This is a genomic window from Paenibacillus sp. FSL H7-0942 (assembly GCF_045040715.1).
Lineage (GTDB): Bacteria > Bacillota > Bacilli > Paenibacillales > Paenibacillaceae > Paenibacillus > Paenibacillus amylolyticus.
Genome location: NZ_CP150279.1, coordinates 6,942,116 through 6,966,985, shown reverse-complemented (window position 1 = coordinate 6,966,985; position 24,870 = coordinate 6,942,116). Strand labels below are relative to the sequence as shown.

At 44.7% G+C, this 24,870-nt stretch carries 23 protein-coding genes; 17 read left to right on the top strand and 6 right to left on the bottom strand.

Features of this window, described 5'->3' with window-relative positions; translation table 11 throughout:
• The first annotated feature begins 155 nt into the window (after positions 1–155).
• From yycF to MHI48_RS30380, 5 genes are all read left to right on the top strand, one after another.
• Positions 156–878, top strand: a complete 723-nt coding sequence (gene yycF / locus MHI48_RS30400) for a response regulator YycF (RefSeq protein ID WP_017691453.1) — start codon at positions 156–158, stop codon at positions 876–878.
• Positions 878–2,728 (top strand): cell wall metabolism sensor histidine kinase WalK, encoded by a 1,851-nt coding sequence (gene walK / locus MHI48_RS30395; RefSeq protein WP_036671863.1) that lies wholly within the window; start codon positions 878–880, stop codon positions 2,726–2,728. Before yycF ends, walK begins: the two co-directional genes overlap by 1 nt.
• Positions 2,712–3,992, top strand: a complete 1,281-nt coding sequence (locus tag MHI48_RS30390; RefSeq protein ID WP_047841017.1) for a YycH family regulatory protein — start codon at positions 2,712–2,714, stop codon at positions 3,990–3,992. The genes walK and MHI48_RS30390 overlap by 17 nt, the downstream gene beginning before the upstream one ends.
• A gap of 310 nt (positions 3,993–4,302) precedes the next feature.
• On the top strand, positions 4,303–5,046 hold the full coding sequence (gene yycI, locus MHI48_RS30385) for a two-component system regulatory protein YycI (protein ID WP_036612041.1): 744 nt from the start codon (positions 4,303–4,305) through the stop codon (positions 5,044–5,046).
• 6 nt (positions 5,047–5,052) lie between these two features.
• Complete coding sequence (locus MHI48_RS30380) at positions 5,053–5,859, top strand: MBL fold metallo-hydrolase (RefSeq protein WP_036671861.1); 807 nt, start codon at positions 5,053–5,055, stop codon at positions 5,857–5,859.
• Here the strand turns inward: MHI48_RS30380 and MHI48_RS30375 are convergent.
• Positions 5,828–6,040, bottom strand: coding sequence for a hypothetical protein (locus MHI48_RS30375; RefSeq protein ID WP_036611899.1), 213 nt, complete (start codon positions 6,038–6,040; stop codon positions 5,828–5,830). The genes MHI48_RS30380 and MHI48_RS30375 overlap by 32 nt on opposite strands.
• Positions 6,041–6,763: 723 nt before the next feature.
• Here MHI48_RS30375 and MHI48_RS30370 point away from each other — a divergent pair.
• The 6 genes from MHI48_RS30370 (at position 6,764) to rlmH (ending at position 11,736) form a co-directional block, all read left to right on the top strand.
• On the top strand, positions 6,764–8,041 hold the full coding sequence (locus tag MHI48_RS30370; protein ID WP_076329301.1) for a S1C family serine protease: 1,278 nt from the start codon (positions 6,764–6,766) through the stop codon (positions 8,039–8,041).
• Positions 8,042–8,341: 300 nt separating this feature from the next.
• On the top strand, positions 8,342–8,866 hold the full coding sequence (locus tag MHI48_RS30365) for a hypothetical protein (RefSeq protein WP_245838444.1): 525 nt from the start codon (positions 8,342–8,344) through the stop codon (positions 8,864–8,866).
• 372 nt (positions 8,867–9,238) lie between these two features.
• Positions 9,239–10,210, top strand: a complete 972-nt coding sequence (locus MHI48_RS30360) for an MBL fold metallo-hydrolase (RefSeq protein ID WP_076329302.1) — start codon at positions 9,239–9,241, stop codon at positions 10,208–10,210.
• A 206-nt stretch (positions 10,211–10,416) separates the two neighbouring features.
• Positions 10,417–10,584 (top strand): CxxH/CxxC protein, encoded by a 168-nt coding sequence (locus tag MHI48_RS30355; RefSeq protein ID WP_017691462.1) that lies wholly within the window; start codon positions 10,417–10,419, stop codon positions 10,582–10,584.
• Positions 10,585–10,623: 39 nt separating this feature from the next.
• Positions 10,624–10,791, top strand: a complete 168-nt coding sequence (locus MHI48_RS30350) for a hypothetical protein (protein ID WP_405142667.1) — start codon at positions 10,624–10,626, stop codon at positions 10,789–10,791.
• A gap of 465 nt (positions 10,792–11,256) precedes the next feature.
• Positions 11,257–11,736 (top strand): 23S rRNA (pseudouridine(1915)-N(3))-methyltransferase RlmH, encoded by a 480-nt coding sequence (rlmH, locus tag MHI48_RS30345; protein ID WP_127547510.1) that lies wholly within the window; start codon positions 11,257–11,259, stop codon positions 11,734–11,736.
• Positions 11,737–11,780: 44 nt separating this feature from the next.
• Here rlmH and MHI48_RS30340 read toward each other — a convergent pair whose 3' ends face one another.
• Positions 11,781–12,692 carry a YafY family protein gene (locus MHI48_RS30340; protein WP_127547508.1) on the bottom strand — a complete coding sequence of 304 codons (912 nt, stop codon included), beginning with the start codon at positions 12,690–12,692 and terminating at the stop codon, positions 11,781–11,783.
• A gap of 99 nt (positions 12,693–12,791) precedes the next feature.
• Here MHI48_RS30340 and MHI48_RS30335 point away from each other — a divergent pair, with 99 nt between their 5' ends.
• The 3 genes from MHI48_RS30335 to MHI48_RS30325 all read left to right on the top strand — a co-directional run bounded on the left by MHI48_RS30335 (position 12,792) and on the right by MHI48_RS30325 (position 15,567).
• Entirely contained in the window at positions 12,792–13,721 is a 930-nt protein-coding gene (locus MHI48_RS30335; protein ID WP_405142664.1) for an alpha/beta fold hydrolase, read from the top strand.
• The gene (locus MHI48_RS30330; protein WP_405142662.1) at positions 13,709–14,311 is read left to right on the top strand and encodes a YdeI family protein; all 603 of its coding nucleotides are present in this window, start codon (positions 13,709–13,711) and stop codon (positions 14,309–14,311) included. Before MHI48_RS30335 ends, MHI48_RS30330 begins: the two co-directional genes overlap by 13 nt.
• Positions 14,312–14,592: 281 nt before the next feature.
• Positions 14,593–15,567 carry a phosphotransferase enzyme family protein gene (locus tag MHI48_RS30325; RefSeq protein ID WP_405142660.1) on the top strand — a complete coding sequence of 325 codons (975 nt, stop codon included), beginning with the start codon at positions 14,593–14,595 and terminating at the stop codon, positions 15,565–15,567.
• A gap of 132 nt (positions 15,568–15,699) precedes the next feature.
• Here MHI48_RS30325 and MHI48_RS30320 read toward each other — a convergent pair whose 3' ends face one another.
• Positions 15,700–17,724 carry a right-handed parallel beta-helix repeat-containing protein gene (locus MHI48_RS30320; RefSeq protein WP_405142658.1) on the bottom strand — a complete coding sequence of 675 codons (2,025 nt, stop codon included), beginning with the start codon at positions 17,722–17,724 and terminating at the stop codon, positions 15,700–15,702.
• A gap of 275 nt (positions 17,725–17,999) precedes the next feature.
• Here MHI48_RS30320 and MHI48_RS30315 point away from each other — a divergent pair, with 275 nt between their 5' ends.
• Both MHI48_RS30315 and MHI48_RS30310 read left to right on the top strand, forming a co-directional pair.
• Positions 18,000–19,085, top strand: coding sequence for a 5-methyltetrahydropteroyltriglutamate--homocysteine S-methyltransferase (locus MHI48_RS30315; protein ID WP_405142656.1), 1,086 nt, complete (start codon positions 18,000–18,002; stop codon positions 19,083–19,085).
• A 28-nt stretch (positions 19,086–19,113) separates the two neighbouring features.
• Positions 19,114–20,604 (top strand): aldehyde dehydrogenase family protein, encoded by a 1,491-nt coding sequence (locus MHI48_RS30310; RefSeq protein ID WP_405142654.1) that lies wholly within the window; start codon positions 19,114–19,116, stop codon positions 20,602–20,604.
• 220 nt (positions 20,605–20,824) lie between these two features.
• Here MHI48_RS30310 and MHI48_RS30305 read toward each other — a convergent pair whose 3' ends face one another.
• Both MHI48_RS30305 and MHI48_RS30300 read right to left on the bottom strand, forming a co-directional pair.
• The gene (locus MHI48_RS30305) at positions 20,825–21,277 is read right to left on the bottom strand and encodes a HEAT repeat domain-containing protein (RefSeq protein ID WP_405142652.1); all 453 of its coding nucleotides are present in this window, start codon (positions 21,275–21,277) and stop codon (positions 20,825–20,827) included.
• A gap of 91 nt (positions 21,278–21,368) precedes the next feature.
• On the bottom strand, positions 21,369–22,343 hold the full coding sequence (locus MHI48_RS30300; protein ID WP_405142650.1) for a YndJ family transporter: 975 nt from the start codon (positions 22,341–22,343) through the stop codon (positions 21,369–21,371).
• Positions 22,344–22,557: 214 nt separating this feature from the next.
• Here MHI48_RS30300 and MHI48_RS30295 point away from each other — a divergent pair, with 214 nt between their 5' ends.
• Positions 22,558–23,226 (top strand): DNA alkylation repair protein, encoded by a 669-nt coding sequence (locus MHI48_RS30295; RefSeq protein ID WP_405142648.1) that lies wholly within the window; start codon positions 22,558–22,560, stop codon positions 23,224–23,226.
• 396 nt (positions 23,227–23,622) lie between these two features.
• Here the strand turns inward: MHI48_RS30295 and MHI48_RS30290 are convergent, their stop codons facing one another.
• Positions 23,623–24,663 (bottom strand): hypothetical protein, encoded by a 1,041-nt coding sequence (locus tag MHI48_RS30290; RefSeq protein WP_051449798.1) that lies wholly within the window; start codon positions 24,661–24,663, stop codon positions 23,623–23,625.
• Positions 24,664–24,870 lie beyond the last annotated feature (207 nt).

The window sequence follows — 24,870 nt, the reverse complement described above, 5'->3', positions numbered from 1 at the left end:
TGATCGGGATGTGACGGTGCTTCAGGTATGTTAAACTAGAGAGTATAAACAACAAACTAGAGAAACAAATCAAGTAGGCTTGGTACAAGCTAAACATAGAAGAGAGATATAAACGCTAATGCGGATTAAGCAGGATATAGGGGTGAACTTAGCCGATGCAGGGGAAGATTTTGGTAGTGGACGATGAACAGCCCATCGCGGACATTCTGAAGTTTAATTTGGAAAAAGAGGGGTACGAGGTCATCTGTGCATTTGATGGCATTCGTGCGGTTGAATTGGCGTTATCCGAGAAACCGGATCTGATGCTGCTGGATCTGATGCTCCCGGGTAAGGACGGTATGGACGTCTGTCGTGAGGTGCGTGCTCATCTGGAGATGCCGATCATTATGCTTACGGCCAAGGATGGCGAGATTGACAAGGTGCTTGGGCTGGAATTGGGTGCGGATGATTACGTGACGAAGCCATTCAGTACGCGTGAGTTGCTTGCACGGGTGAAGGCACAGATGCGCAGACGGCAAAAGCTTGCGATTACGGCAGAAGCGCACGAAGACGAAGAGAAGCAGGTCATGCGGCTATTTGATCTGGCGTTTGATATGGACATGTATACGGCTTATAAAGGCGGAGAACCGCTTGATCTGACCCACCGTGAATACGAACTTCTCTATTATATGGCGAAGCATTCCGGCAAGGTTATGACACGGGAACATCTGCTGCAAGCGGTGTGGGGATATGAATATTTCGGTGATGTACGTACCGTGGATGTCACGATCCGTCGTTTGCGTGAGAAGATTGAGGAGAATCCGAGCAAACCGGAAACGATTCTGACTCGCCGCGGGCTCGGTTATCTCGTGCGCAGTGCCAAAAGCGTGGGGATATAATGGGCCGATTCGCGCGATTTTCGTTCTTTCGAACGATTCAGGCGAAATTGATCATTATCTATGTACTGCTGATTCTGATTGCGATGCAATTGATCGGGGTTTATTTTGTGAGCGCGATGAAGAACTCACTAACGAGCAACTTTACGGAAGACTTGCAGGCGCGTGCGGAGATGCTGTCGGTTCTCGTGGGGGAGACGATGGCTGGTGGAGAAGCAGAGGCTGGCGAGGACAAAACGGAAAATCTGCGTGTGCTGGTGAACAACCTGTTCAACATTAACGGTGCCGAGATTCAGGTGCTGGATGCCAGCGGCAAGGTACTCACGACCTCGCTAAGTTCACATTCGGACTATGTGGGTCGCAAAAACACCCAGACCGTCGTCAGCCGTGCGCTGCAAGGCATTCGGGACAATGAGGAATATATCGTGGACGAGGATAATGTTCGCAAAAAGGTCGTCGCCAAGCCGGTGCTGTCCGGCGGCAAGATCATTGGTGCGGTCTACATCGCGGCATCCATGAACGAGCTGTATTCCACGATGGAGGGAATCAACAAAATCTTTATCTCCGGCATTTTGATTGCCTTGGTGTTAACGGCGGTGCTTGGCGTGATCTTGTCCCATACGATTACGCAGCCGATTAAGGAAGTGACTCGGAGAGCGACAGCGGTCGCAGAAGGTAACTTTGATCAGCAGACACCTGTATTTGGCACGGATGAGATTGGTCAGCTCAGTCGGGCTTTTAACTATATGACCAGCCGGCTTCGGGATGCACTTTCACTGAATGAAGAGGAGAAGGAGAAGTTGACCTCGATTCTGACGAATATGAGTGATGGTGTGGTTGCTACGGATGAGTACGGTAAAGTTATTCTCGTAAACCGTCGTGCCAGCAGCATTCTGGGGATGCATCCTGCTGATATTGAAGGAAGGCACTTCGCTATATTACTCGGCATTGATCCGGAGGATGCGGAAGCTCTCGCAAGTGGTTTCACAGGTTCAACGTTGCTGCAGATTGCACCGGCAGGACAAGAAGAACCTGTGGTCATTCGGATGACGTTTACACCAGTTCATCGACGTGAACGGGGGATCACGGGAACGATTGCCGTACTTCAGGATGTTACGGAGCAGGAAGAGCTTGAGGCATCCCGGCGTGAATTCGTAGCCAATGTATCCCATGAACTGCGTACACCACTGACCACGATCAAGAGTTACGCGGAAGCACTGGATGACGGTGCACTGGAAGATCCGCAGCTTGCCGGTCGTTTCGTTGGTGTTATTCAGAACGAGACGGAGCGAATGATACGACTGGTTACGGATCTGCTGCATCTATCTCGGCTGGATTCCAAAGAGGCTTTGCTACGTAAACAGCCAACCGATATCCTGGAAATGTTGGAGGAAGTGACGGATCGATTCTCGTTTCAGATGCATCAGAAGGATATTCAGCCTGTGTTATCTGTGGAGAATGATATTCCGGCTGTTCCGCTGGATCGTGATCAGATTGATCAGGTGCTGGATAATGTCGTGTCCAATGCGCTGAAATATACATTGGAAGGCGGCACCATTACGATTGCGGCTAGACGAAGTGATGAACATGCACTTGCCATCTCGGTATCGGATACCGGAATGGGTATCCCACAGCGCGATCTGGATCGCATTTTTGAGCGATTTTATCGGGTGGACAAGGCTCGTTCCCGCAGTATGGGAGGCACAGGGTTAGGACTGTCCATTGCCCGGGAAATTGTGAAGGCACATGATGGAAGCATCTCTCTGGAGTCTGAAGTAGATGTGGGAACGACAGTAACGTTCACACTGCCGATGCGTGAGAAAGGGGGTGAGCACCGTGAAGGAACGGATTAAATCCTTGGTGCTTGCTGCCCTTGTTGTAGCCAGTTTGGTTCAGAGTTATTTTCTGATCTACCGTTTGCCCGGAGGCGGGGATTCCATTGTGACGTCAGAAACGAACTATGTGAAGACGGAAAATATGGGTCAGGAACGCAATATTGAAGAATTGATCTTCCCCGATCAGATGATTATTCATCTCGGTGAGGATAAACATACGGTGTTTTACCCTGGCAATACGTTCTATCAGTTAATCTATTCGCGGTTACAGGGGCGGGCGTTCGATGATTTTCAGCGCCGCAGTGTGCAATCGGTGAACTGGGATCAGATTCGCAAGGAGAACCCTGGGTTTGAGCTATCGTTCAAAGAAGGTATTCCCGTAGCATTGTTACAGCGGGTGATGAGGCTTGGGACGGATTCCTTGTTCCAAGGGGAGACCATTAACCGAATCTCGATCTATACGTCCAAAAATGAAACGAAGGCCCATGCGCTGTTCTTCAGCGCCAAGGGAGACGTGGTATACGAAGCAACGCAGGCGGACCTGACAGTACAAGACGTGCAGCAGCATGTTGACTTCGGTACGAACTGGACGCCATATACGCTGATGGATGGCGGGTATTATATCCCGGCCGAAGCTCTGGAGACGATTGAGGCAGATGTGCCGACAGGGCAGTTCACGGTTGAGCAGATGCAGCGTAGTCTGTTTTTCGATCCAAGCATGACCCGGAATATTCGGGAAAAAGACGGATCTGAGATATACACGGACAGTAAACGTAGTTTGCAGGTAAAACAGGAGCAACGCTGGATCAGCTACACCGATCCGGCGGCACCGCCTGCGGGACAGATTGATCCTGCGAAGGATGCGTTGTCTGCAGTTGATTTTGTGAATCAGCATGGTGGCTGGAAAGGCCGTTCGCGCATGATGCTGGAGACAGCTGACAGCAAGACGCAGCTTGAATTCCAGCAGTATTATGGCAGCTATCCGATTATGGATTCCATGCAGTTCCGCTTTGGCACGATCAGCATGGAGATGCAGCAGGAGACGGTATCCAGCTATGAACGATCACTGGAATACCTGAACGAAGGTGCAGAGACGAAGAAATCGGTAAAGTTGCCTGGCGGAGACAAGCTGAAGGCTCTTATTAAAAAGGTAGCAGGTGAGAATCGCCAGGTCGTGGACGTGTACCCGGCGTATCGTCCTTCTTCGATTGAGGACGGACTTAAGCTGATTCCGGTATGGGTGATCCGCTTTGGAAATGGTGAGGAAACTACCGTATCTTGATAGGTTATAGTCTTTGAACCAAAGAGTAGCTGTACTTTATCACTACGCGTGCAGAATAACCTTCCGATCGCTGTTACCCCCAGATTTCTTGAATTCCCTTTTAACACGGGAGAAATCTGGTGGTAGCGTATGCTTTCGAAGTAGCTTTCTTTCAGAAAGCTTTTAGGCGAACGCTCCGCTTCTTCAGGTTATTTCTGCCCTCTCCGTTATCGTATAGCTTTAAGTTCAAAGGCTATAAACGGCCAGTTCCGGTGGAAGGTGTAGGCAACTTGAGAAAGTATTGCAAGCAGCTAAGTTAGGGGGGGATGTTTTGGATTGGGGACGGGCAAAAAATGTGTTGATCTATGCCTTTCTGTTGCTCAATCTGGTGCTGGGATACCAGATCTGGATGGATGCACGAGAGACGGCCGGAGCCAATCTGGACTTCACCTCACTGGCAGATAATACACAGCAGGCGATGGAAGAGAAGGGCATTCAGGTGCTGGCTCCGATTCCAAATGAAACGCCAAAGCTGCCGAAGTTGTCCTATGAGTTCATTGAAGAGGACAAGGCTGGCGTGGATATGGAACTGGAACAGCCTGTAGATAGCAAGTTAATCTTCTCTCAAAGTGAGCTGGAAGATGCATTAGAGCGTGAGATTCCACAGATCGGGACATACCGGCTGGATCAGTTGATGGCCGAGGATGGGGCTTTTGTGCTTCACCCACTGGTCGATGGCAAATGGCCGCTCTTCAATGTGAGTCTGGAGCTATTCTACAGCGACCAGAAAATAACGGGTTACCGTCAGACTCCAGTGCGGATTACAACCGCAGAGGAGAGCGATCAGCAGGTGCTTCCGGCGTCGAAGGCGCTGGGAACGCTGATCGAGAACTTTTTGCCAAATGATGCAATTGTCAAAGATATTCAGCTGGGCTATTACGGCCAGTTGTTCAATTCAGATATACAGGTAGCGATGCCGGCATGGCGGTTCGTGCTGGAAAGTGGCGAAGTGTTGTACGTGCAGGGCATCAGTGGGGATGTATTCAGTCCCAAGACAGACAAACCAGGGGAGTAATGCGTTATGGGGATATATTTTACCGTGTTATCCAGCGGTTCGACAGGTAATGCCACAGTCATACAACATGGGGGTACCTCTCTCATGATTGACGCGGGTCTTAGTGCGAAGCGATTGGATGCACTGTTTCAGGAAAGGGAGATTTCTGGGGCAGAATTGGACGGGATTCTGGTTACACATGAACATTCCGATCACATTAAAGGACTAGGCGCGATGTCTCGGAAATATAATTTACCAATCTACGCGAATCTGAATACGTGGGCGGCACTGGAGAAGTCGGTTGGGGCGATTCCAGAGGAAAACCGGAGGGTATTTGAGACGGGTGAAAAGCATGATTTTGGGTCACTGCGCGTGGAATCCTTCGGGATCTCGCATGATGCGGCTGAGCCGGTAGGGTACACATTCGATGATGGTACGGAGAAGCTGTCTGTTGCAACCGATCTTGGGTACATGAGCGACAAGGTTCGCGATGCGATCTCTGATTCTGACGTGCTGGTGCTGGAGGCGAATCATGATGTCGAATTGCTGCGTATGGGGCGTTATCCATGGAACACCAAGCGCCGGATTTTGAGCGACATTGGGCATTTGTCGAACGAAGCGGCAGGGGCAGCGCTTAGTGAACTGATGAACGGACGCATCAAGCGCACGTATTTGGCACATCTTAGCCGAGATCATAATATGATGGACTTGGCAAAAATGTCGGTGCGCGACGCGATGGAGAGCCGTGGATGCTTTTATCGGGACCATGAGTTCAAACTCTGTGATACGTATTACGACCGTCCTACGCCATGGGATAGGGTGGGTGAGCCATAAAGCTGTCCAGTTCGGCGGCTTTGCGCTCGACTTCCTCGCGGGTTAGGATGCCTTTATCGATAAGCAGTTCAATGATGGTGCTGAGTGCAAGGGTATTGCGATAGTGTTCTTCCTTGAGATCGGCCAGCTTGGCCGCCATATGAACTTCATCCATGGCTGTAAGTGTACGCGTGCGATCCATATATATCCTCCTCTATGAAGCTTCGAATTGTCTTTTACTATTATTGTAGTCAGGCTTGATGGAAAACATTCCTCTTTTTGCCGCTAACATTTGTGTGATGAGACGTGTATGCTGAACCTGTGACTATGCAGGGGTGAAAAAGTTCTTCAAATTTGCCAAAATGGCGCTTAGCGGACCGGATTTTGTGGTGATAGATACTATGGACCTTTATTGTTAAGCGCGTTATAGCGGAAATTTGCTTTAATTTTCGTAAATATGCAACTTTTTGTGATTTGACGTGTTTAGTATATGAGGAGCATTGTGATTTTGGCTGTTTTGCGTGTGAAATGGCATGTCATAGAATGCGAGAGCATGATTGATAGAGTCACTGACAGAATGGCGTGTCCGTTCTGTTGTACATAGACGCTGTATCTTGATTTGATGCCGGGATGCGGCGATATGCAAGACCATTTTTTAAAATTGCAAAAAAGCATGGGAAAACGAGAGGTTATTTACGGTACGCACGTAACGAAAGACACAGAACGAGGCTGAAGAAGCGTAGCGTTCGCCTTTATGAACAAATTTTACCTAGGAAAAAGAAATAAAAAAATTTGTGAGTAACAGCGATCGGAAGCTCGGCTGTGGCTGGAGTGGGGTAACGTAAGAACACCATCGTTGAACCATGCGACAACTTAGGCGGCAGTCAGGGTCTTGATGCGTGACAACGAAGGGGAGAGGATCACGATGGGATTGTTTGGAGACGATTTTTATTCAACCAAAGTATCAAGACGCGCCGAACCTGAACAGAAAGGCAAACTTCAGATCATCCGCCCTGGAGGCAGAGCACGTGGACGTGACCGCTGGAGCAATCCGCGCAGATCGCGTACGGGAATCAGTTCCACAGTGAAGGTAGCTGTGATTAGCTCAGTGATCAGCTCCATCGTGACCGTCATGCTGTTTAGCTTCATCACACAGCCCGCTTCGTTACCGCTGGCTAATGCTACAGGTAACGGTGGTGGAGGCGGTGCACAGACAGCGCAGGCAGCTGATCCATACGACCGGATTATCCAAGCAGCAGCCCATGTTCGTCCTTCCGTGGTAAGCATTGTGAACCATAAAACGGGTAGCAGTCTATCGATGGAAGATTCGGCACTGGGCTCAGGGGTCATTTTCAAGAAGGAAGATGGCAAGGCCTACATCATGACCAACCACCACGTCGTGGAGGGTGCGAGTGATCTGGAGATTGTGACCGTAGATGGGGAGACACACAAAGCGAAGCTGGTCGGTAAAGACCGTGTAAGTGACATTGCTGTATTATCTGCAGAAGATAAAGGGCTGGGTGCAGTCGCGGAAATTGGCGATTCCAGCAAACTTCAGCGCGGTCAAACGGTGCTGGCGATCGGGAATCCGCTCGGTCTGGGCGGTACGCTGACATCCGGTATTGTCAGTTACACGGATCGCATTCTACCGGTATCGATTAATCAGGACGGGGTGTACGACTGGGAGCAAAACGTGATCCAGACGGATGCGGCGATTAATGAAGGTAATAGCGGCGGTGCATTGGTCGATTTGAACGGCAAAGTGGTCGGCATCAACACGATGAAAATCTCGGATACGGGCGTTGAAGGTCTCGGTTTTGCTATTCCGATGAACGAAGTGATGAAAACGGTAGATTCCCTGCTACTGAACGGCAAAGTATCTCGTCCATACCTGGGCGTGTACACGGTCGATCTGAGCAACCCTTATGCACCACTGGATGACGAGCAGCGTAAGGATCTGAAGCTGCCATCTCATGTGGACAGCGGTGTGGTTGTGCTGGAAGCATCCGGTCCGGCATCTGAAGCAGGTATGAAGCTGAATGATGTCATTACTGAATTTGACGGGCAAAAAATTACCTCCACGCTGGATCTGCGGAAATATCTGTACGATTCGAAGAAGATTGGGGACACGATTGAAGTGACCTTCTACCGGGATGGCAAAGTGGAGAAAGTATCGGTGAAGCTGACGGATAAACCGGAGTAAGGGAAGATCAACGAGCGAGCCCACACTGTTGCGTGGATTGAAATAGGGAATGCTAGAAGAGTGATCAGATCAACTGACCACTCTTTTTTAGTTATTATGGGTGGATGTGCTCGTTCGACAGTAAATGAGTAGATTAACCATTTTTATATTCTCATGATCAGTTAGACCCGGAGCCAAAGGAGCAGATACATAAGACTAGGGCTGTGGTAAACTGTTGTCAATATGTTGGAGACGGTCGCTGATGCAATAACATCTGTTTGTCGATCATATTTTTATTTCAGAATGGAAGGGGTATTTTTGATGAAACATTTGAAGAAAAAGATGCTTGGGGGAACGAGTTTGGCGCTGTCACTGTTTGTGCTGTCGGCCTGTGGGTCTGAGGTTGCTACGACAGGAGCATCTGTAGATACAAGTGCTCTGCAAGAGAAGATTGCAGGGCTTGAGAAGAAACTGGTGGAGCAGGGAGCCAAGAGCGTTGAGCAGGAGCAAAAGATCGCAGCACTTGAGACCAAGTTGAATGAGTTGAGTACAAGTGTGATTGCGGTAGGTGAGGCTGGTGGTCAAACGCCTGTAACATCGGGAAATAACGGATCGGCCGGGAAAGGCGATGGGGTCCTGATTACGTTTGCCCAGTATGAGAAGCTTGAGGTTGGCATGTCGGTGGAAGATGTCATCGAGATCCTTGGCGGTGAAGGTGAAGCGCTGAGTGAAGCGGAGAATATGGTGGTTTACAACTATAAAGGCACAGCCGGCAATGGTGCCAATGCGGTTATTGCTTTCCAAGGCGGGAAGCTGTTGACGAAGGCGCAGTCGGGATTGAAGTAAATAGTATTGGACATGAAGAGTCTGAATCTTTGGAATAAAGCGTATTACAGGGTTAGGGGAAGTTAAATGGGGGACCAATCAGAAAATTCTGGTTGGTTTTTTGTTGTTTTTATAAAGTTTGTGAGTAGCGGAAAAGTTATTAGAAGTAGATTTTTTGAATAAATAACTTGACATTCGCAGTTAGTTGTAACTATAATCATTACATTATATAAGTTGTAACTATAGTAGTTACATATAATGATTTGAAGGGGGATTTAGTCGAAGCAATTGTAGAACCAGACTATAGGATGGTTTAAAAAATCAACGAAATTGGCTGCTAGATGCATTGATATGGATGAATGGCAGCGACATAAAGAGAGGGAGATCAATTAAATGTTTATTAAAAAATCATCAATGGGCGTTATGCTCGTTCTATGTTTCATGTTAATTCTGAGTGCTTGTGCGGGTACAGCAAGTAAAACCGAAAATGCGGAAGACTCTTCATCCAATGCTACTAGTGCTGGAAATACAAAGAGCGAGGAAACAAACACACCAGCGGTGGAGCTGAAAGTGACTACCTATAATCCTGGGGAAAACAGCATTTTTGGCGTTTCATCAAATCTGATTGAAGGTCCAACTGAAGTCGTGCTCGTTGATGCGCAGTTCCAAAAGAATGATGCCGAGCAATTGGTCAAAATGATTAAAGATTCGGGTAAAAAACTGACCACCGTATATATCAGCCACAAGGACCCGGACTATTACTTCGGTCTATCGGTAATCCGTGAGGAATTCCCTGATGCAAAAATTGTTGCGACTCCAGCAACGGTGGAAGGAATCAAGGAAACAATTCAAGTGAAGAATGAATATTGGAATCCGATTTTGAAAGAAAATGCACCAACTGCACAGATTGTTCCGAACGTCCTTGAGGGTGCTCAATTGACCGTAGATGGAGAAACCGTAGAGATTATCGGTCTAGATGGTTCCGATCCGTCCCATACGTTCCTGTGGATTCCTTCCATTAAAACTGTTCTGGGTGGCGTTCCTGTCTACGAAAATTCGCATGTCTGGATTGCAGATAACCAAACGCCAGAGAGCCGTGATTACTGGCGCCAACTGCTAGACCAAATTATTGCATTGAATCCAGAGCGAGTGATTCCAGGTCATTACCTGGGTACCAGTGCCGGGGATATATCGAGTGTTACATTCACTCGTGATTATATTGCTAAATTTGAAGCAGAGGCAGAGACAGCCAAAGATTCTAAAGAAATGATTGCAGCCATGGAAAAAGCATATCCGGACTTTACGAATACAGGCGATCTGGAGACGAGCGCTCAGGTAATTAAAGGCGAAATTTCTTGGCCTTAAGTATAACGATGGAATTCTAGAAACGGTATAAGTAAAAGGCAAACATCCTTATCCTGTTAACTGGGAGGGATGTTTTTGCTGTCATTAGGCGTGTAGGGGTTTCTTTTCGGCGGCAGGTGTGATAGAACTGAGAAGTGGCTATCCTGTAATGGGATACGCGGTTGTGAATCGGGAACATAGCTGGTTACAGAAAGGATGCTTAACGGATGTACGTTGTATGCAAAGAACACGTGGACATTGCCATCGACATGTTTGTCGATGAGTATGAGGACGCTCCAGATATCGTTGATCTGAAGGAGACGGAATTTGCCGACTGGGACCCGCCTGCGAAATGCGCTGAGTGCGAGCAGCACGCGGAATTCCTCGTCGTTTAGCGTACTGTAGGACTTAGATGGCCGGAGGCGTGACTTAAGGTGGCGCTTCGGTCTGACTTTCCATCCGGTATGAACATCACAGCAAGAAGCCAAGGAGAGCGTGATGAGCGCTCTTTTTGTCTTTGTGTGGGGAATTGGTGGTGGTTGTTAGGCAGCGTGGAGCTGGGTGGGGACGTAGGGGTTAACGTGGGAGTAGGCCGAGAGTAAGAGAAGATTAAGGTAGGTAGGTTCCGAGTTGGGAGTGGGCTAGGTTGTAGTAAAGGTGCAAGTTGTAGGTAATAGAAATGGAAGCCGCTGAGGCATGGGGGAAAGTGCCGTTGGGTAACAGCGATGTGGGTAGTGACGTGGGTGTAGACTGGCCGAGTAGCTCTAACGAACTCGAGACGCCTTATATGAGGCAAACACCGCCTGGTTGAAATCTAACGAATCGTAGACACGTTATATTGCTGAAATGGCCTCGAAAGTGGTGGGGAGTGCTCGTTTGATGCGAAATAGTGTGTTTCAGATTCGTTAGATTTTAAAAGAGCCGAAATGGGGCTGATTAAGGTGTGTGGAGTTCGTTAGAATTTGGAGAAATGTGTAGTATAGGTATAATACAGTTGGAACGAACGATGCGATGAAGCATCTTACCTATAGAATATCTCGCAAGACAATTTAGGAGGAATGAATTTCATGTTTATTCAGATTATTGGCGTAGGCAAATTGAAGGAAAAATATCTCACGCTGGGCATACAGGAATATGCCAAGCGGCTCGCCCCGTACATCAAGTTTCAGATGATCGAGGTCGCAGACGAAAAGGCGCCCGATACCCTGAGCGAAGCTGAGGTTCGGGCGGTAAAAGAGCGCGAGGGCGAACGCATCCTCGCGCATGTGAGGAGCGAGGCGCACGTTGTCGCGCTCGCTTTGGATGGCCAGCTCTGGAGTTCCGAGGAGCTGGCATTGGAGATCGACAAGCTCGGCACGTATGGGACGAGCCATGTCGTGTTTGTCATCGGAGGAAGCCACGGGCTCTCCGATGAGGTGTTGCGCCGCGCAAAGCAGCGCTTGAGCTTCGGGCGCATGACCCTGCCGCATCAGCTTATGCGGCTGGTATTGGTGGAGCAGATTTATCGCGCTGTGAAAATCAATCGGGGGGAACCGTACCATAAATAGGGCGAAAAGTTGAGTTGAAGGTTGAAGCTTTAATGCTAAATATATCAGGAATAATTCTCCATCATTTGATATAAATAATTTCGAAAGTCTTCAACATAGGACTTGGGCTCTACAACTTTTAGATGAGTGCCGAAGCTTGCTAACAATTGAAATCCCATATGATTTTGTGGGACATAAATAGTTGCTAATAAAGATCCACCATTATGGTCTTCAATACTTCTTCGACCATACCTTTCGATGATTTGATCTTTTATGCTAGGCGATATCCATGCCTTAATCGTGACGAATTGCGGTAGATAACTTGCAACGCGACCTTGCTCTGACCAATCGTCTCTAGGATGAAACCTACGTTCATCCATCGTAATATGATCGATCCGCGATAACTTGAATGTTCGATATCCCTGTCGATGTAAACAGAATCCTTTCAAGTACCAACTCGATTCGTTGAAATGCAGCTCATAGGGCTCGACCATTCTATTCGTTACAGCCCCGTCTTTATCTGTATAATCAAACGAAACCAGCCTTTTTTTAGAAATGGATTCTTGACATATCTTTAAGGTTTCAAGAATCTCGGACCGACCTTCCCAAACATAAAACGACAGTTGAATGGAACGATTCAGAGACAATGGACTAACCATTGCCTCTATTTTTTTTATCGTTCTTTCCACTTCTTCAGTAAGGAGGAGTTGTTCCAATCCGCCGAGCGCAGCCAATATATTCTGTAAATCGGAGCTGCTTAGAAGGCGTTTATCGACCTTGTATTCGTCCATTATGCCGTAGCCGCCTTTGACGCCATTGACAGAGTAGATTGGGATGTTCGATAAGCTCAATGTTTCCATATCGCGAAGGATCGTTCTTTTGGAGACATTGAATAGTTGTGAGAATTCCGTTGTAGAAACAATCTCTTTCCTCAGCAATATCATGATAATCGAAATGAGTCTCTCCACTTTGTCCATAATTGCCCTCTTTTTTTACATGATTTTATAAAGGTGACACTAAGGTGTCACCTTTTATCCATTATACTATATGTATCAAAAGAAGGAGGTTTTAATTCAATGTTTAATCCAACCGATTTTCCCAAGCCCACCCTTATTTCAGTCAACAGTGTGGAACTCGAAGTGTTTGAAGCAGGCCGAGAAAACGCTGGAAAACCTATTGTACTCTGCCACGGCTGGCCAGAGCATGCCTATTCTTGGCGCCATCAGATGGACGCACTTGCCGCAGCAGGCTACCATATCATCGTCCCCAACCAGAGGGGTTACGGCAACTCATCCCGTCCAACCGAAGTAACAGACTATGACATTGAACACTTGTCGGGTGATCTCATCGCGCTTCTCGATCACTATGGATACGAGGATGCTACCTTTGTCGGTCATGACTGGGGTGCATTCGTCGTTTGGGGACTGACCTTGTTGCATCCAAACCGCGTCAATAAAGTGATAAATCTGAGCTTGCCTTATCAAGAGCGCGGAGAAAAACCCTGGATCGAGTTCATGGAAGAAATACTTGGCGGCGATTTCTATTTCGTCCACTTCAATCGACAGCCAGGCGTCGCGGACGCCGTATTCGAAGACAATACATACAGGTTCCTTCGCAACCTGTACCGGAAGAACGAGCCTCTCAGAGCACCTGAGCCAGGTATGGCGTTGATCAATCTCGCCAGAGCAGAAACACCGCTCGGTGAGCCCGTATTGAGCGAAAGCGAGCTGGCCGTTTACGTCTCCGCTTTTGAAACATCAGGGTTCACGGGCAGCATAAATTGGTACAGGAACCTTGACCGCAACTGGCGCTTATTGGCGAAAGTGAACCCAATCATCCAGCAGCCGACCCTCATGATCTACGGCGACCGGGATGTGGTTGCGAAGTCTGAAAACCTGACAAAGTTCGTGCCCAATGTGGAAGTGGTTAATCTGGATTGCGGTCATTGGATCCAGGAAGAAAAGCCGGAAGAAACAAACCAAGCGATATTAAAATGGCTGGAATAATGGGAGATGTAGTTTTTTTCAAAAACCAAGAAGAGTTTAAAGATTGGTTAGAAGAACATCATGCTGAAGCTATTGAAATTTGGGTGGGCTATTTTGGGATAAGTACAGGGCGTGCAAGCCTTACTTGGTCTGCATCAGTAGATGCCGCTCTTTGTTTTGGGTGGATTGACGGTATACGAAAAACCATTGATAAACAAAGCTATAAGATTCGCTTTACTCCGCGCAAAGTAAATAGTGTATGGAGTGCTGTGAACGTAAAGAAGGTAAAAGCACTAATACAGCTTGGAAAGATGAGACCAGAAGGAATGCACGTCTTTAACAACAGAACCGATGCACAAGGCTATTCCTCTGAACAAAGAAACGTGGAACTTGCCAAAGAATATGAAGAACAAATCAAGGCAAATCAAACAGCCTGGTTATTCTTCACTAATTTATCACCATCCTATAAAAGAGATTCTATCTGGTGGGTAATGAGCGCCAAGAAAGAAGAAACACGATTAAGAAGGCTTGGAATGTTGATCGCTTCATCTGAAGAAGGGTTAAAATTTCAACATTGCAAAAAATATTACAGAATAAGGAAATATAAATAACGAAAGAATCGTTAAAAGGGATTTTTGGTACTACATACATCTGGGTCTATTGTTTCCCAGATCTTTAGGAGAGAGGAGCTACTGTATTTCTCAAACAATTAGGGCGAAGGTCTTTCCTACGAAAGTATTGAAGAATCATACACTCAAGAAACATATCTTCATTTGTAAGTCACATCGAGTTTTCCGATGTGACTTTTTGTGTAAAAGTTGATTCTAATCAAATTCTGCATATATCTCATTTGGTACCTCTTGTTACCATAGAAGTAAAGGGGAGAAATTATATGGATAAAAAGATTAAACTACTATTCACAAAAGATATATTGAAAGAGTCCGCACAATGTTTTGGAATACGTGAGAACTCCATTATCGAATTAAATGGGTTTCAAAATTTCGTTTATTCCGGCGTCGTTGAAAATAGAGAAGTCATTTTAAGAATTACGCATGTCACCCATCGAAATGAATTATTAACAAGAGCGGAACTAGATTTCATCATGTTTCTGGCTGATCGCGGAATGAAAGTAGCAAGGCCTATTCAATCTTCATCAGGGGATCTTATTCATATCATTGACGGGTCCTTTATTGTGACAGCTTTTGAGAAAGCACCAGGCAGAAATGCAGTAATCGCTGAGGAGAGCAATACGTTTTATGAAAATATTGGACAAATGGTCGGGAAAATACATAAGTTATCGCTTAATTACTCGACCCAAAACCCACGCCATGAATGGAGTGGTAATACTCTATTAGAATCTTTTAAGAAGTATTGTCCGTTAGAATTACACAGTAACTATGATCGTTTAATTAATGAAATTAGTGCCCTGCCCAAGGAAAAAAATACATATGGTCTTATTCATGGGGATATCAGCCCTGGCAATTATCTTAATGATGGGGATAAAGCCTTTATTATTGACTATGATGAGGTGGAATATAGCTGGTTTGTTTCTGATATTGCTACACCATTATTTTATGAAATCCCAATTCCTTGGGTTGTGTCTGGAGATGTGAGGAAGGAGATTGCAAAACACTACTATTGCAACTTCTTAAATGGCTATTGCAAGGAATACACTGTAAGCCAAAGCCAGTTAAACAAAGTTCCACTATTTATAAATTTAAGGCAAGCTAGAGTTTTAGCTGCGCTCTATAGAAGCAGAGACTTTAACGCTCCTGATTGGACTGAATGGTATGAGCAAGCCCGACGCTTTTACTATGAAAATTTATTAAATAACACACCTTATATTGATATGGACTTTTTGAGTTAACAGGTGAACCCTGCCACAATTAGGGCGAAAGGCTTTTGATGAAAATATGGCTTTATCCCGATTAGCGGAATAGAGGCTTTACACATGATAAAGATCCAATCACCTGAAATGACTGGACCCTCAATCATAAACTTAAATTTCAAAATCAAGAGTACCCGTTTCGGTTAATTCAAACGGACCAGGTGTTACATCTGCATCGGGTCTCTTTGTTCCGAAGAAATCGGAGTCAAAATGATATGGACTACTGTCCGGCTCCTCATACTTCATGTTGGCGTGATAAGTCTTTCCAAGCAGATCCGTGGTAACTAACATTGCAGAGGTTCCCCGAAGAAGTTCGGGCTCATTGATCTGAATGTGCACCTTACCTAGCGCAGGATCAATCTCAACGTTCATACCCTTTTGTGTATATATCTTCGCTTGGGATTCGTGACGGCTTGAAACCGCATCGTTAAGAAATACATTGCCACCCATAGCTACCGGAAGTACGGCATTGCCTATAAAGAAATCCTTTGCGGCATCGCCAAGCTCCATAAGCTCCTCTTTGGTGTATTCCCACCATTTCTTATCTTTCACATCCGGATGTTGATCGTAGCCGCCAAGTCCCACAGCATGCAGATAACATCTGGAGTTGTCCGGGATACCATCCATGACCGTCTTCCCGTCCTCTCCAACTTCATCCCTTGGTTTAAGGGGAATATGCTCAAAGAAGGTGATGGGCACAGGCTCCTTATTAGGATCATTGTCACCTATAAAGATATTGTTGTAGTACCTGTCATCGCCCCCAGTGATATTGGAGTATCCCGCCATGGCCGTCTCGTGAGGGAAATGATATGGCGTAATACGAGTAATTTCGGAACGAACTACAAATCGGCCTGCAAACAAATTATGAGCAAATGCCCCGCCCTGGGCCATATTCCTGAAATTCATCGGAGAGAGAAATAGGTTATGATCGACCATATATGGACCATGGCAAACCTCAACGAAGAGGTCCTCCGAAAGATTGTCAAAAAATACATTACGGCTGATGCGAGTGCCCTGTGCCTGCCAGTCCAACCAAAGCGCACGGTAACAGCTATACATTATATTTTCGCTAATTTGAGTATCCAGGGAAGCATGCAGTTTAATTCCCGCTACTTCGGCACCATGTCTGAGTCGTTTGTGGTGAATATTATAAATACGGTTCTGATAAATGTGGCTGAAGGCTGCTCCCATATGACCCACAATACCTGCCTGTTCACAATCATGAATCACATTACCTCGAACTGTGTGACTGCCGATGTTATCTTTATGCCAGCCGGAGCGTAATGCTTGTAAAATAACCTCCTGCTCGCGTTGAGTACCACCTTTACTATGCTTCTCCAAAGACTTGGTGTGCCCTGTACCGATTTCGGTACCCAGGCTAATACCAACGCATTTGGATTCACTGATTATATTGTTTTCAATAATCCAGCCCTTGCTCCAGTGAGGTCCAATCAAACCTTCCTGGTAGTCTGTAGGCGGTGCCCATTGGGGGGAGGCTTGACGCAGAGTGAAGCCGCTTACAGTGATGTAGTTAATTCCCGGATTCACAGGCCAGAAGCAATAAGGACGTACATTAATTTCTACATTTTCCGTACGAGGATCTTTTCCACCAAAGTTGGCCCAGATTTTTGTTGTTGTAGAACCAGCCTCGGCATACCATTTTAACAATGAATCCTTGGGATACTTGGCTTCGGGCCAAATTTCAGGATTGTGAACGCTTTCAATACTATCGCATTCATACAATGATTTGCCATCCAAATAGACATCGCCGAGATGAATTGGGAAGGGCCCGTCAAACAACCAGTCTCCACTGAGCTCTACCTCATAGGGATTGCGAACGGAAAAGAGGGAATTGGGCACTTCTGTGCTCCAGACATGGTTTCCTTCAGACTTCCAGTTGGTAATCCGCTCAGCTCCTGTAATCACTACTTCTCCGTCTCCTGCGGATCGATATACGATTCTATGCTCCGCTGTTCCCCCATTAGCCGGGTTAACCCACTCTCTGTATACTCCCGCATGAACAATAACTGTATCACCAGCCATGGCATGAGCCGCAGCGCGTGATATGGTACGAAGAGGTTGATCCGCTGTTCCTTTTCCTTGATCATTCCCATGTATGGATACATGATATTCCATAACAACTCTCCTTCTATTTTAAAATGTTTGTTGTATCCCGTTATTATACTAGAAAATAATTATAATGGCAGAGATAGGAAGGCAGTTGTTAGGTTAAATTGATACTGATATAATGTAAACCACATCCACTACCCTATGAGGTTGTGGATTTTTGCGTATTAAAGTCTTGTAGCTATTGTTAAAAGCTATGACTAGCCATGCTTTTTTCATATAACAAGCATTCCTTTCCATCATGCTATACTCATTAGACTAAAAAGTTAGAAGGAGAAATAGTTATGATACCATTTCGTAATGATCATGTAGGTAGCTTTCTACGTCCTGCAGATTTAAGTCAGGCACGTGAACAATATAAATCAAGCAACATCACATATGAGGAATTAAGAGCTGTGGAAGATAAAGAGATTATTCGAATTATTGAAAAGCAAAAGGAAAATGGCGTATTGGCAGTTACGGATGGTGAATTCCGTAGAAGCTGGTGGCATTTTGATTTTCTGGGCGGCTTGGATGGCGTAGAGTTGTATGAGCAAATAGACGGACCGAAATTCCATAACATGCAAACTCGCAAGGGTGGGATTCGTGTTGTTGGTAAAGTTGATTTCTCGAGTCATCCCTTTGTTCAGGATTTTGAGTTTTTGAAAAAGCATGCAGGTGACGCTGTCGCGAAACAGACCATTCCAAGTCCTAACATGCTTCTATATCGATTGGAAAATGACGCTAATATCTATACGGACCGAGAGCAATTCCTTCAGGATACGATTGCGGCGTATCAAAAAGCAATTCAAGCCTTCTATGATGCGGGATGTCGATATCTGCAATTAGATGATACAGCTTGGGCAGACCTATTCTCAGACGCTGGTCACGATAAGCTACGTGCTAAAGGTCTGGAACCGGCGGAAGAGTTGAAAACGATGCAGCGCATGATTAATGAATCCTTGTCTCATAAACCAGCAGATTTAGTTGTGACGATGCATATATGTCGTGGTAACTATAAATCGAACTATTTCTCAACGGGTGGTTATGATTACGCTTCTGAAGTTATCTTTGGAGGCTTAAACGTAGATGGATTATTTTTAGAATTTGATGATGAGCGTTCAGGTGGTTTCGAGCCATTAAAATATGTGAATCGAAAAGATTTGAAAATCGTGCTTGGTTTACTCACATCAAAAACAGGCGAGTTAGAGGATAAAGAACAAATTAAAGCTCGGATTGCAGAGGCGGCAACCTATGTACCACTTGAGCAACTTTGTTTGAGCCCACAATGTGGCTTTTCGTCTACAGAAGAAGGCAATATTTTAACGGAAGAACAACAATGGCGTAAACTTCGTTATGTGAAGGAAATTGCAGAAGAAGTTTGGAATTAATCTATTTAAATAACGGAGGGGATGTAAAATGACAATACAAGCAGACCAAGAGACAATTATAGTTGAAGCATTCATTAATGGTCAAAATGTAAAATCCCTTTCGCAGTTAGCAAAAGAGAATCCGACAAACCCAACTGAGATCGTAGGCTATTTCCCTGTCACTACGAAAGAACAAGCGGTTGAAGCGATTGAAGTGGCGGCAGGGGCTTTTAAAACATGGAAGCAGACCACCATTGATGAACGCATTATTATGATGCGCAAGGCGATCGAGAAGATTAGAGCAGCTGAGAATGAAATTGTGCATTTGCTGTCTAGAGAGCACGGAAAGCCCCTGTATGATGCACATGGTGAAATTTATGTTTCGTTAATGTGGATGGAGTTTGCTTGTAATGAAGCCAAGTCGGCTCTACAGGAAGAGATCAAAGAGCATGAGAATGGTAAAACGATTCTTTCCTATGATCCAATTGGTGTGGTGGCAGCGATTAGTCCATGGAACTATCCCATTGCTTTATCTACGATTAAGATCGCTCCTGCCTTACTTGCGGGCAACACCATTGTGCTTAAACCAAGCCCATTTGCGCCACTGGCGGCAGCGAAGGTGGCAGAGATTATTGCGAGTGAGTTCCCGGCTGGGGTAATCAATGTCGTTCATGGTGATGCGGATGTAGGCGTTGAACTTACTAGTAATCCTCTTGTTACTAAAATCGCCTTTACAGGTGGAACCGCAACAGCTAAGCATATTATTAAAGCGGCTTCGGAAACGATTAAGGATATGACGCTTGAGCTTGGTGGTAATGATGCGGCTATCTTCTTGGAAAGCTTTGATGTTCATGATGAGCGAGCAATGCGCCGGATTGTCATTTCTAATTTCTTGACAGCAGGACAGATCTGTATGATCGCCAAACGTGTGTATGTACACCGTTCTATTTATGATGAGTTTGTGGAAAAATATATAGAGGCGGCTAATCGCTGGATTCGAATTGGTGATCCATTTGATTCGAATACGACAGTAGGTCCGGTTAATAACCTGAAGCAGAAAAATGTCGTGCTTGGTTTGGTTAAAGATGCGCAAAAGCGCGGAGCTAAGGTCATCCCTCTCGGTCAAATTCTGGATCAGAAGCTGTTTGAACAAGGTTACTACCTACAACCTACGCTTGTCTTAGGTTGCGATGTTCATGATCCGATTGTAGTGGAGGAACAGTTTGGTCCTACGGTTCCGATTCTTCCATTTGACGATGAAGAGCAGGTTATTCATCTACACAATGAAAGTATATATGGATTGACGAGTTCTGTGTGGGGGAAAGAAGAGGATGCCATCTCCGTTGCACGTCAACTCGAAGCTGGAACGACTATGATCAACACAGCTGCTGTGCAGGGGCTCGACGTTCGGTTCCCTTTCGGTGGGGTTAAGCAATCCGGTATTGGCCGTGAATACGGCGTGGAAGGTATCCGCACGTATACAGAAAAGCATGTCATCAACGTTCCAAAGACACTGGATCTTCCTTATATACCCGAATAAATCTTATAGAGGTTGTACAAAAAGGCTCTAACTTTGCGCTTTGTTTACTGATCTTTAAGAATCAGTAGACAGGGCGTTTTTTTGTCAGATCAGTTTGACAGTGGTGGCTTTTTTAGAGAAAAAATAACCCCACATCTGATGGAGGTGACGCTGAAGAAATAAAGAAGCCACTCCATTGATGGAGTGGCTTTATATTCAGCTATTTTACGGTGAACGGCGGCTATCTTCTACCTAGTGTCTCCCAAATTCCATGGAGCCAGGCGTCGAACTCAGCATCTTTGTCGCCCTCGTAAGTATCATAAATATCCAGACGTGTCTTTTGCAGTTTTTCCTTGAATTGCTCGAATGTGTGACCTTCAGGAAGGCTTTTTTTAATCCGCAGCAAAATTTTGTTAGTACCTTTAAACAGCTCACCTTTGTTTTTGGCAGGCATTTGTACATCTTCATCCAACTGCTTGAGCTTTTGATATGCGGCTTCGCGCACTTGAAACACTTGATCATTTTTCAAAACATGCTGAAGCAACTTAATGGTAGGGGCTGTATTCCAGTTCCCCAATTCGTTCACCGCATTCAGTCTTTCTCTCCAGCTCGACGTCCGGTTAGCCGCTCGTTTGAGCTCTTCAAAGTTCTCCGGTAGTTCGTTAACTGCTCCAATATCATGGTTGTTCGTCAAAATTCAATCTCCTTAATCATCGCCATCTCGGCAGAATGATGAATGTTATTTATGTGATCACTATTATAGCACGAACCTGACTAAACTACTCCTATGAAGCCGATTGGTTAGCCTTTTCCTTAATGAAGTCCACCATATACACCCAACCAATTAGTCCACATAAGACAAAACCAAACGCATGTAGAGATCCATAAATGGGAATAAAATCGAGTATGGTTAAGGAGTACATATTTTTCAGTAACGGATAGAAAATAGAAAGGACAACAACCGCGTAAAAGGCTAGACAAGATAGGCCTAAAAAGATGGTTGCCTTATTATCCAAAGAGTTCTTCCTCAAGTAAGAAAGGAGATAAGCGGTGTAAACCACAATATTACAGGCGAACAAAGTGACACCGACGTATTCAATTGGCTTGGAGAAAATCATACCAATAGCAATCAAGATTGGTCCGATGATATCGATGGCAACGATCCAAGGATACCAGCTTTTCTTCGTCATGATGCGTCCCAGTGCACCAATAAAAATCGGAACGATCGCAGATGAGAAATGGAAGTGGAGCGAGCTTAACGCGTGCGTTGAAGGATTAGCTTGAAAGAGGGTTAATTGATATTGATATAAGGTAAACCAAATGCCCCCGATAAAAAAATAAACGAGCCCCGCACCAATCGCTATTTCAGCTGCTTTTCCTTTAGAGATTACAATAGTGGTTAAGCCATAGATGCCAAGCAGCAGTGTGAACAGTAGCCATCCAAGAGACAGAATCCCTGGGATTTCCGTACTTTCTAACCCCCACATCTTACTACTCATTACCGAGGCCAGGGTAAGAAGCGCAGCGGGAAATTGAAGCCATTTCATAGCGGCATAAATCATTCGTTGATGTTTATTCTTTTCGTCATGGTTTAAAAGTAAAATCACAAGAGGTACAATGACAAAAGCCGCAAAAAGTAGAAATTTATCAACAAGTTCGAATTGGAAGTAATCAAGGGAAAATATCAGAATGGTTATGATTCCACCGGGAAACACTGGTGCTAATAATGATTTCATTCGTTGCTTCAAGGAACTATTCATGGGGTTTCCTTTCTAACTACGTTTATCGTAATAACTACCCGTATCCAGTTGTGTAGCATTCTTTAGTATAGATCGGCAATTCTTCTTTTAGTAGTCTAACACATTTATTTGTCAATATATGAAAATAAGCTTATCTTACTGCGGTTGATGGAGTCATGGGAAATAGTCCTTCCGCTCTTCAAAGATTTTCACCATAAAGGAGCTGTGGTATCAAATGAATAAGGATAAAAGTATAGAAATGAAATACTCTTCAAAAGCAGGGGACATTCTACAGCAGATCAATAGTAAAACTAAGCTAGGCGAATTACGAAAAATCGCAAAGGATATTAAAAAAGATCACGAACTAGCTATGGAACTTTGGTCGACCGAAGCGTTTTTGCCCAGACTATTAGCTATTTTAATTATGGATAAAAAACTTCTCTCACAAGAATTGCTTAATAAGTTTGATAATGATATGCAGACTCACACTTTTGATGAGCGAAATAACTTAATGGATTGGTTAATGGCTAATCAGCTCACCAAAGACAAGAAGACCATTGTATTGATGGAGTCATGGGAAAAAAGCCCTTCTGCTCTTCAAAGGCGAGCTTTTTGGTATTATCAAGCGCGATTGAGATGGACCGGACAAACGCCTCCTGATAACACCGAGGACTTACTATCTGCAATCGAAGCTAATATTACGCAGGAAGAGTCGGAAGTTCAGTGGGCTATGAATTTCATTGCAGGCTGGATAGGCATTTATGATCAAAAGTATCGTGCACGTTGTATTAAACTTGGTGAGAATACAGGTCTTTATAAAGATGAAATGGTATCAAAGGGTTGTACTCCTAATTATTTGCCAGAGTTCATTGCAATTGAAGTTAACAAACGAAATAAGAATTAGTTATCCCTGAAAAGTTCAATTAAGATGAATTAATTTTGGCGGATCAACCGCTTGGACTTTGAGATAAGTGGTAGTAAAGGGGATTGTGTAGAGAGATTATCGGAGTCTAACAGTTTATGTTGAGCGCATGATTGTCCTCCAGGACGGCGTAAATAGGAATCGATACGTACTATACAATAATTAACAGCACGAACAACATCTCAACGTTTTATGGCATTCGCTGATTTAGCGTCTTCTGCAAAAAAAACGAATAAGAGGTCAATCCACTCTCCTAAATATGATGGTGATCGATCTTTTTTGAATGCATACTTCTATCATCTAAACCAACATGAATTGGTGAGTAAGATAAAAAGGCAGAGAGACTTATAATTAGTCTCCCTGCTTTTCAGTTTGTATTTATTTTGATACTGGGGTGTATTCATTTACTTCAAATGTAATGATTTTATCGAAGATGATATAGTCTTTCCTACTATTGAATTGTCCAATGTTATTTTGAAGTTTATTGATTGCAAACATGATAGGTCCGGTACCAGATGCTTTTTCTTCATACCACTTAATGAAGGCATTTACATCCGTCATAGAGAGATCGTACTCTTTTTCTAAGCCAGTATTAAAGGTGATTTTAAAGATTGCTCTTTCTATCGCTATTTGAGCTTGTGGCGTAGCAGAAACTTGGTTAGAAGGTGCGCTATCCCCATCTTCATTAGCGGCTGTAATCTCGTAATAGTATGTAGTTCCATTGATAACATCAATATCTGTGTACGTAGTTGAAGTTACAGTTGCAATCGTTTCAAATGGGCCACCAGAAGTGAGTGAGCGTTTGACGTTATATGTAACTGCATTACTGACTGAAGTCCACTTAAGATCAACCTTAGCGACCTGAGCTTGTGCACTCAGAGTTGGAGAAGCGATACCTTGATTAATCAAATAACCGGTTTGATCAATATCAATAGCATCTAAAACCCAACGTTTTGTATCAGTGGATTTTATTTGAACAGTATGTTTACCAGATTTTAAATTTTCCACACCGAACACGAGAGCCTTATTAACTGGTGTTGCTGTTCCAGAAGAATTAGCTGGAGAATAATCGACTCCATCAATTGTAACAATCAATTTCGTTGTGTAATCCTGATACATTGTACCAATAATTCTTAATTGAGTACCATAAAATGTGAATGTTACAGATTGAGAAGAATCCGTAGGGTTATTTGGGATGAAATGCAACGTATTACCAAAAAAATTAGGGCCGGTTTCTTCCTTCCACTGACCGCCATTATACGAAATTTTTTTGTCAGCATCGTCTATTCTTTGCCATCCCGACTCAGCAACCGATAATTGCTGACCAACTGTTGCGGCCGATACACTTGAAACGAAAAGTGACGAAACTAAAATAAATAGCGCTATGAAACCTAATGTAACCTTTATTTCCTTAAACATTGAGATACCTCCAAAACTAGTGATTTATTAATAGATGTATAATATCTTGTGTAGAAAATATTGTCTAAACATAACATGGAATATTATGTAAATTTTGATTGTTGTGATTTAAAAGCATAATTTATAAATGAAATTACTCTGCTAGCTACGATAGACTGACCGGCCGTTAACGGAAATTTTCTATTTATTTTGCTGCCTTGATATGTC